This is a genomic window from Bryocella elongata, from assembly GCF_900108185.1.
Taxonomy (GTDB): Bacteria; Acidobacteriota; Terriglobia; order Terriglobales; family Acidobacteriaceae; genus Granulicella; species Granulicella elongata.
Genome location: NZ_FNVA01000001.1, coordinates 644,459 through 653,820, shown reverse-complemented (window position 1 = coordinate 653,820; position 9,362 = coordinate 644,459). Strand labels below are relative to the sequence as shown.

The following is a 9,362-nucleotide window of genomic DNA, read 5'->3' as shown; positions in this document are numbered from 1 at the left end:
CAGCCGTATCAGGCAAGCCGTCCACAATATTCGATATTTTCATGCGGCCCGATCATGAAGACCCCGACGAAAGAAGTGGCTTTTCCATCGCGCTGGGCCAGGGCGGTAAAAGAGCATTCGCCAAATGGAGATTTTGTCGTTCCCCCGATTACGTTCCCGGAAGTAGCGTTCGCTTCAGTACATCGGCCGGCGTCATGTCCTAAGTCTTGCGATGGAACCGGGAACGCAGAGTCCAAGAGTTTCTCTGGCCTGTCGGCTGCCCGGGCGGAGCAGTTCTCTCTTGCGAGTGCCTGGGGGATCACACCTGGAAACATCTGGATGGACTCAGCTCTTATCGGCGTCTACTGCCTCCCCAGCGGAGCCGGAGGCCAACTCTGGGTTAGGGTTTCGCGATAACTCGATAAGACGCCGCAGCGGCTGGAACGAAGCTGAATCCATGGCCTTCTCGTCGGACTGCAACTGCGCGTCCTTCACCATCTACCACCTCCACCGAACGCCACGTCATACCTAGCCGCAAACCTTGGACTGCTACACGAATGGGCCTGTCACTCCCCGGCAGCGTTATCGTTGTCGTGGCTTGCAGCGATACCGGATAGATGCAGATGCGATTGACTCCATCAATTGCCTCAAGCGTGACACCGGGCCCTCCAATGAACATCGGAGTTTTTCCAATGGGCAAAGAATAGCCCCGCAACATTTGGTCACCGTCATACAGCTTGCCTGTATCGAAGTCCATCCATTCTCCGGCAGGCAGATAGACGTCGCGCCCTTTAGCCGTATCGAAATCTCCTCCATACAGCGGAGTCGCGAGAATAGAATCTCCGATCATCCACTCGTAAGCGCGATCCTTCTCGTTCTCGCGCCCGTAAGCTTTGGGGTCGTTCGGGAACGCGATTGGCAGCGGCGTCATCGTCCACGGATAACCGTCCTCATAGAACCTGCGCGCATTGCTGAAAAGGTAAGGTGCAATGCGTTCGTGCAGCTTTGCCGCCTGCAACATTACCTTTGCAGTCGAAGCCGAGAAGCTCCACGGAGGTTCGCCCATTCCCATCGAACTATGCATCGCGGCCCATTGCGCATTGCGTGCCACATATACCTGCATGCGCTCCGTGCGCTGTGTGTTGAAGCGGCTCTCGCCGAAGGTACCTCCGACGATGTCCGGATAGACCAGGGGGAACCCGCTGTAGGCGAATGCAAGCGCGTTCACCGGCCCACGATCCTGATCCTGGTCATAGTTGAAGTCGTTGATGCGATGCAGATCGCCGTTGGACGAAAGATACCCGTTCCGTTCGATGACGAGTTGCTTCTGCGCCATCAGGCGATCGTTTGTTGGGTCAACTTTGTCATCGCGTAGCCCGCTGCCACCATAGCCGTAGAAATCTTCCTTCCAGCCACCGATGCCGTAGTCCTGCCACTTCTTGACGAGAGACATGTACCAGTCCAGAGCTTGGGGGTTGTGCGCGTCCAGCAGATAGTAGGGAGAATGTGGCCAACCGCCGCGATAGATCCTCGCCCGCCCATCCTCTTTGAGGAAGTATCCCTTCGCAACCCCTTCGTCCGAATACGGGCCTCCAACGATGAAGGTGATCCTCAAACCAAGCATCACCGTGAGTTTCTCGTCATGCAGATGCTGGATCAGTGCAGCTGGATCGGGGTACTTCGCCTTATCCCACAGGCCAAAGCTGGTGGTCTCATGCATTGTCTCCGGCTTTGACGGCCAGAACCCCGAGCCGATGACTGCCCAGCGCAGAGGGTAGCCTTCTTTCAGGTAGCGATCGATGCTCTCCTGGTCGGTCTTGGCATTGGTGTTCCACCCCAACGCCCCGAATGCTTCCCAGCCCACACCAAGAGCTTCATACTTCGGCATCCAGATTCGGTACCCCGCAGCGTTGCGAGCCTCGCGATAGGCTGCGTAGATCTGGTGCGGGTCTCCGAAGAAATAGTAGAGCCGGAGCTCGCCTTCGGCGTGTTTCACCCCCTGCACGATCTCCTTCGCGGACGTGTGAACGATCTTCGCTGTCGGATCGATCAACAGCTCCGCAAACTGCTGCCTGGGATAGATCACGAAGTTGCTCACCAGCCGCGTCAGTCCCTGGCCGGAGAGAAACTCATCGTCCGTAAAGCCGCTAACCTCCGTATCGTAGAAAGGCTTGTGATCAGTCGAGAACTGCCTCTGCTCCACAGCATGATCGGCAAGTCCATACGCCGGTGCTGCGCCAGCTGTTACGAAGCGAACTTCTGCGCCAGCCGGCTGCACTTCGGCGGCAAGCACAGCCTCGTTTGCCCGCATCTCCACATCTAGCGTAAGAGTTGCTCCCCGAGTCGTTCTGCCGTGCAGCATGCAATTGCTGTGCGAGCATGCCTCGTGCGACTCCAGGGTGACTGGGCTTCCATCGATCAGAATCCCGGCAACCGGCGCTGCGCCAACAATCGTATCGGTGCCCTGCATGAAGCTGTAGCGTGCGCCTTCCATCGCTACAGAGATCTGAACCCGGCCGTTGGATAGGACAATAGGCTGTTCCGCAAGTGCACTCCCATTCACGCAAGACGCAGCCACAGCCGCACCAATCAATAAGAAACGTCGCACGATCACCTCTCCCCGCAAGGAACGTTAGAAGCGCAGCTTGGCGCCAAGCTGGACATTTCGTGGCGCAGACGAGGTCAGAATCTTGCCGAAGTTCGAGTTCGTATTCGTGCCTCCCTCGGCATATGGATTCGCGGGGTTGGCAGCAGGGCCCGCAGTGAAGCTTGTATTCGGCGGCCCCAGGTTCGTCTTGTTGAAGGCGTTGTAAGCCTCCAGACGAAGTTCCAGCGACGTCCGTTGCGTGATCTGAGTCGTCTTGAATACGGAGAGATCAAAGTTCAATGCGCCTGGTCCTCGAACTTTGGAGTAGTACCGCGGCACATTGCCGAAGCTATAGTCCGGAGGATCGATGAACGCGAGAGGATTGAACCATCTATTCTTGTTCGGCCCCGCCACCGCAACCGGAACCCCCGGATTGAAGTTCGGACGAGTCGCGATTCCCTGGTTGGAAGCCCCGGTGAACGCGAGTGGCCGGCCGGTCTCGGCGGTCATGATCATGTTCACCTGGTAACCGCCCACGACCCGGCTCACCAACCCATTGCCGTGGTTGAGGAATCGTTGATTTGTCCCGAAGGGCAGGTCGTACAGCGCCGATACGACGCCGCGATGCGTCACATCGATGGCGTCCACACTGTAGTCGCCGTCCGGGTTCAGGATGTTCTGCACCGAGCCGCCAGTCTGTGTGATGCCGGTGGTCGTTGCGATATCCGTATAGATCGGAAGACTCATCACCTTGCCATAGGTATACGAGCCCATGATCTGCAATCCGTGCTCGGCACGGCGTTGCGCCGATACATAGAGATAGTTCGCGTCATAGTGCGCGGTGCGCGGATTGCTGTACTGCACCGATGACATATACGGATAGGGCTTCAACAGGTTGGCTCGTGTAATCGTTGCTGCTCCGAGCGATCCGGGCACCATTCCCGCATACGGATTAGCAACGCTCGTGTTGAGGTACGCTGTCCCTAGGCCAAAATTGCTGGGATTCAACACATCGAAGTTCTGCGATCCAAGATTGAAGTGCGCCCCTTTATTGCCGAGATACGTGACATCAAGCACAGTGGCAAACGGCAGCTCTCTCGATACCGTCAACGTGTACACCTGCGATTGTGGATCCTTTGCATGGGGGAGGATGTAGTAACCCGTCTGCCCCAGAAACGCCGTCTGTCCTGCCGCAGCTCCTAGTGGAAGAGAAGGAGCGTAGGGCACGCCCGACGACAACTGAAAGGCTGGCCCGTTGGCCGTCGCAGAGTTGTAGTTCGTCGTGATGTTGCCAAATCCGTTGGGGTTGCCTGCCGCCTGATCGTAGGATGCCTGCGCCGTTGTCGGATAGTAGATGCCATAACCGCCCCGGGCCACCGTCTTGTTATCTCCCGTGAGGACGAGCGCGAAGCCTACCCGAGGTCCCCAGTCGTTCGCATTTTCCGCGACAAAGTTCCTGCCTTCACCATTCAGCCCCGCATACCGCACTGCCCCAGCAAGACCGGTAACAGCGTTCGTCCGAGTAATATCAAAATCATCGATGCCATTGTGTTTCTCGTACGGTTGCTGCTGAAAGTCATAGCGCAGTCCGAGGTTCAGCGTCAGGCGTTGATTCACATGCCAGTCGTCCTGCAGATATCCCGCGTATTGCCATTTCCGATACGCCGTGCCTGAGGCCAGCTGGATGTACGCACTCTGCACTGCACCCACCAGAAAGCTCGCGTACTGATTACCTGTACCGGAGGTGACGGTGGTGTTGTTCCCCGCTGCCGTCTGGGCTGTGCTGAAGCTGAAATAGCCCGACGCATTCCCGGACTGATTGTTGTACCCCTCTGAAAACCGTCCGTCGAAGCCCGCATGCAATGTGTGGTTGCCTAGAACCTTCGTCACATCGTCAAGGAGTTCGATCGTCGTTGAGGCACGGAAGCCGACCGTCCCATTCAAGGTGACCACACTGCTGTTAAAGATGGGCGCAACGTATGGCGTGTCGTTGGGCAGGCCCAGCTTGCCAGCATAGTTCTGATTTGCGGTCGCAGCCACAAATGGGAAGTCCGAGCGCAGCACAGCGACTCGTGCGTCATTCACCAACGAAGATGAGAATGTATGCGTCGCCGAGAGCATCGCATTCTGATTGGTCAGCGTATCGTTCCGATAAAACAGCGGACTCAGTCCGAGATTCCCATTGTTCGTATAGTTCTGGTAGTACGCGTAGCGCGCCACCACATTATCCTTCGCCGTCAGCTGGTAATCGACTCGGCCTAACGCGGTGCGCTCGTTCGATACCAGCTTCGGGTCCGCATAGTAGTTGTTCGCATGAGTACACGCATCGTACGATCCCACCGTATTGTTCGGGTGCGGATAAAACGCATTCTGGGCAGCCAGCGCCACAGGATCCATGTTTGTCAGCTGGTTGTTCGAGTACGCCGTACGGTTGACGGTCGTCGTCCCGGTGCTCGGGTTATAGAGTTGAAGGTCGTTCGCGCCGGTTGCGGGATTCAGGTTCGGGTACGTGTAGCAAACAATCGAACCACCCACCGCAACCTCCCTTCCGAGATCGCTATAGTTGCCCGTCCGTTCCTGGTCGGTCGGCACCGTGTAGTACTGAGGACTCCCGTTCACAAACCTATACTCCTCATAGTTCCCGAAGAAAAATGCTCGGTCATGCTTGATCGGGCCGCCAAGGGTACCACCATAGTTATTGAATCGGAGCTCGGGCTTTCCAAACGCTGGGCGCGGAATCGCTTGTGCCGCATCCAAAGCATCATTGCGGAAAAACTCGTACAGGGAACCATGCAACTGGTTTGAGCCCGAACGTGTGATGACGTTGATCACGCCACCCGAGGTGTAGCCGAATTGTGCTGGGATGATGCCGGTCATGATGCGAAACTCCTGCACCGAGTCAGACTTCAGGTTGATCGCAATCTCTCCCAGGTAGTTCTGGAGATTGGTCACGCCATCCAGCAGATCGTTATTTCCACCAGGAACACCGCCCGAGATGCGGATCGCAGATGTCTGCGTGCCCCGATTCGTGAAGCCTTCACTCGTAGCGCCCACCGCCGATTCAACCCCAGGGCTGATGGTTGCGAGAGCCAGCACGCTTCGACCATTCACCGGCAGGTCCTCCGCAGCCCTTGTGTCCACGGTGTTGCCCACCTGCGCGTCGACAGTATCCAGGGCCGGCGGAGTCGATTCCACCTTGACGCTGGTCTCAACACTTCCCACTCGAAGCTGGACGTTCGAAGAAACATGCGCGGCGGCGTCCACCACCACGTCCTGAACGTTGATGGTCGAGAAACCGGCCATGGTGATCGTCAGGGTATAGCGCCCGGGAGCAATGGGTTGTGTCGCAAAGAACCCTTCCGCATTGCTGCTCACGTCTTGCGATATACCCGTGCTGACATTAGCGACATGCACCTTGGCGCCCGGAACAAGGCTGCCCGCTGGATCCGTAATCGTTCCAGAGATCGTACCAACGTCCTGCTGCGCCTTCACCGGGAGCGAGAGGACGCTTGCCGCCGCCAGGCAGATCACGGCTACGCGGCAAACCTGCCGAAGGCGATGGAGGATTGCGTTGGACATTGTGCTGAATCTCCTTGAAGTGTACCTTTGTAAAACGCTTAACTCATCTTCGCAGGCTGGAGCCCGGATCATGGACAACTCAGGAACGCCGAGAATCCTAAGGACATCTCCACGGTGTTGTCAAACGCTTAATCCTGGAAATAATGGATTTTTCCGTAACCAGGGGTGTCCCCGCATCGTGCAATATGGCATGACGCTTTCCCTCCTCTCGTGTTGCTGGAGCGCCGCCGCGCAGACCGAAATCGCAGCTCCAAACTCGCGCACTGCTGATTTCGCAGCCATGGGACGATATCGCCAGGCCGATGCCGAGCTCATCAGTGCGCGCAGAACAGTTAAGGTCGTGTTTCTCGGTGACTCGATTATGGAATATTGGGGAGTTCGCGCCGGCGCCTGGTTCACGCATGCTGGCTGGATCAATCGCGGTATTGGCGGGCAAACCACAGCGCAACTCCTGCTACGCGAGCGCCAGGACGTGCTGCTACTACATCCCTCTGCGGTTGTGCTCGAAGGCGCCGGGAATGATATGCGGCTCGGATTCTCTCCCGAAGAGATTCGTGACAACCTGCGATCCATGGGCGAACTTGCGGAGTCTCACCATATCCGCGTCTTTGTCGCCGAAATGACGCCGGTCTGCGATTGCATGCGCCCCCTCACTGGCTTGCGCACGGTTGAGCGGATATCAGAGCTCAATTCGCTCCTGGCTGAGATGTGCCACGAAAGGCATTGGGGTCTCCTGCCAATCAACCGGCCACTTGCGGACGGCGACGGCCGCATGCGGGCAAGTCTGACGATCGATGGCGTACACCCGAACAGTGCTGGCTACGCTCTCCTCGCGCCGGTCATCGAGCAGGCCCTGCGGAAATACCGCTGAAGCAACTGGACAGGTTTATCGCTTAACTTATAAGCTCGCTTCGTCTCGTAAATGATTGGCGGGATCAGATGAGGGATTTGCGCAGCGTGAGAGAGTGCAACGAAATCGTGACGATGGCTAACCTCGTGGTCGTTGGAGGCGGACTCGCAGGTGTCTGCTGCGCCATCACGGCCGCGCGTGAGGGTCTGTCTGTTGTACTCGTGCAGGACCGTCCTGTGCTCGGAGGAAACTCCTCCAGCGAGGTGCGCCTTTGGGTCCTTGGGGCAACATCGCACATGGGCAACAATAATCGCTGGGCTCGCGAGGGCGGCGTCATCGACGAGATTCTCGTTGAAAATATGTGGCGCAATCCTGAAGGCAATCCCGTCATCTTCGATTCGGTTGTGCTCGAGAAGGTGCGTATCGAGGAGCGCATTACCCTCCTGCTCAATACATCCGTCCATGAGCTGCGGATGAAGGATCGGCAAACGATCGCCGCAGTGCGCGCGTTCAACAGCCAGAACCAGACAACGTACCATCTCGAGTCGCCGCTGTTTGTCGACGCGTCTGGCGACGGTATCCTCGGCTTCCTCGCTGGCGCCGAGTTCCTTATGGGATGCGAAGCTCGTTCGGAATTTGATGAGCCTCTGGCGCCCAACCAGCCGGAACACAAGCTCCTCGGACATTCCATCTATTTCTATAGCAAGGACGCTGGCCGGCCGGTTACCTATGTACCTCCGGCCTTTGCGCTGAACGACATCACCAGGATCCCTCGATACCGCGACTTCCGCGTATCGGATACAGGATGCCGGCTCTGGTGGCTGGAATACGGTGGCAACCTCGATACCGTCACGGCCACGGAAGAGATCAAGTGGGAACTCTGGGCCATCGCCTATGGCGTATGGAACTACATCAAGAACTCCGGCGACTTCCCGGAAGCTGAGAACCTCACCCTCGAATGGATGGGCAGCATTCCGGGCAAACGCGAGAGCCGTCGCTTCCTCGGCGATGTCGTGATCACCCAGAACGATATCGTCAGTCAAACATCGTTTCAGGATGCCGTAGCCTATGGCGGATGGGCCATCGACCTGCATCCATCAGACGGCATATTCAGCGCTGAGCCGGGGTGCACGCAATGGCATGCCAAGGGTGTCTACCAGATCCCCTATCGTGCGATGTATAGCCGTAATGTGGCGAACCTATTCCTCGCCGGTCGCATCATCAGTGCGAGCCATATTGCTTTCGGATCAACGCGCGTGATGGCAACCTGCGGCCATGGAGCTCAGTCAGTCGGCATGGCCGCTGCGCTCTGCACAGAATCCAGGCTGCTGCCACGCGATCTCTTGCAGCCCTCCAGGATGAACACCCTCCAGCAGCGCCTGCTGGCGGCTGGTCAGCACATACCCGGCGTCCGAGCTACAGATTCGGCGAACCTTGCCAGGATGGCGACGATCACGGCCAGCAGCTCACTCCAGCTCGACCACTTCCCTTCCAGCGAAGAGGTCAGTGAACCTGACATCCCGGTCGCACTTCTCCTTCCCGCACAGGCAGGAAAGCTTCCTGCGACCACCCTCTATGCACGGATTGATCTGCCAACGACGGTGCGTGTCGAGTTATGGACATCGTCCCGCAGAGGAAACACAACCCCGGACGAGTTCCTCGAGGCAGTCGAGATTCGCGTGGAGTCCGGTGCCTGCGTCGCGGTTCGCGCACAGTTCGACAGCGTGCTGGAGTTCCCCATGCACGTCTTCCTCATCGTCGCTCCGTTCGCTCATGGCGCTATGCTGTTGAGCCGCGCACAGTCTCCCGGTGTCCTCATGGTCAGCCAAAGAATGAATGCAGCTGTTGCGAAGTCGCCTGTTCAAACTCCCCCTCCCGGTTCAGGGGTCGACACCTTCGCGTTCTGGCTCCCAGCTCGCAGGCCCGGCGCAAGGCTCCTCGCCGCAACGTTTCATCCTCCGATTCCGGCCTATGAACCGGAGATGGTTGTTAACGGCTTCTCAAGGCCATGGTGCGGTACAAACGCATGGGCTCCCGCATACACCGATGAGCATCCATGGTTGCGACTACAGTGGAATGAGCCGCAATCTCTCCGTCGGATCACCCTCACCTTCGATACGGACTATGACCATCCCATGGAATCGGTTCTGCTGGGCCATCCCGAACGCATCATGCCAGGATGCATCAGATCCCTCCGCATCACCACAGCCGAAGGGGACGTGCTGGCGCACATCATGGAGAACCATCAGACGCGGTTCTCGCTGAAGTTGCCAACACCGATTGAAACCAAGGCGATCACGATCGAAGTACTCGCCCGCGGCGAAGCTCCACCAGCTATCTTTGAGGTATCTTGTCGCTGAGTCCGCA

At 57.7% G+C, this 9,362-nt stretch carries 4 protein-coding genes; 2 read left to right on the top strand and 2 right to left on the bottom strand.

The genetic code is table 11. The annotated features are described in order from the left end of the window. Nucleotides 1-379 precede the first annotated feature (379 nt). Both C4S68_RS02745 and C4S68_RS02740 read right to left on the bottom strand, forming a co-directional pair. Entirely contained in the window at nucleotides 380-2,473 is a 2,094-nt protein-coding gene (locus C4S68_RS02745; RefSeq protein ID WP_103931469.1) for a TIM-barrel domain-containing protein, read from the bottom strand. Between the two features lie 138 nt (nucleotides 2,474-2,611). After that, complete coding sequence (locus tag C4S68_RS02740) at nucleotides 2,612-6,145, bottom strand: TonB-dependent receptor (protein WP_160114969.1); 3,534 nt, start codon at nucleotides 6,143-6,145, stop codon at nucleotides 2,612-2,614. Nucleotides 6,146-6,335: 190 nt separating this feature from the next. Between C4S68_RS02740 and C4S68_RS02735 the strand changes: the two genes are divergently transcribed. Beyond that, the gene (locus C4S68_RS02735) at nucleotides 6,336-7,016 is read left to right on the top strand and encodes a GDSL-type esterase/lipase family protein (protein ID WP_160114968.1); all 681 of its coding nucleotides are present in this window, start codon (nucleotides 6,336-6,338) and stop codon (nucleotides 7,014-7,016) included. Between the two features lie 113 nt (nucleotides 7,017-7,129). Next, on the top strand, nucleotides 7,130-9,355 hold the full coding sequence (locus tag C4S68_RS02730; RefSeq protein ID WP_200821456.1) for an FAD-dependent oxidoreductase: 2,226 nt from the start codon (nucleotides 7,130-7,132) through the stop codon (nucleotides 9,353-9,355). Nucleotides 9,356-9,362 lie beyond the last annotated feature (7 nt).

Bases quoted from the DNA above. Each gene is read 5' to 3' on its own strand.
- C4S68_RS02745 (WP_103931469.1), bottom strand. From the start codon at position 2,473: ATGGAAGGCGCACGCTACAGCTTCATGCAGGGCACCGATACGATTGTT.
- C4S68_RS02740 (WP_160114969.1), bottom strand. From the start codon at position 6,145: ATGTCCAACGCAATCCTCCATCGCCTTCGGCAGGTTTGCCGCGTAGCC.
- C4S68_RS02735 (WP_160114968.1), top strand. From the start codon at position 6,336: ATGACGCTTTCCCTCCTCTCGTGTTGCTGGAGCGCCGCCGCGCAGACC.
- C4S68_RS02730 (WP_200821456.1), top strand. From the start codon at position 7,130: ATGGCTAACCTCGTGGTCGTTGGAGGCGGACTCGCAGGTGTCTGCTGC.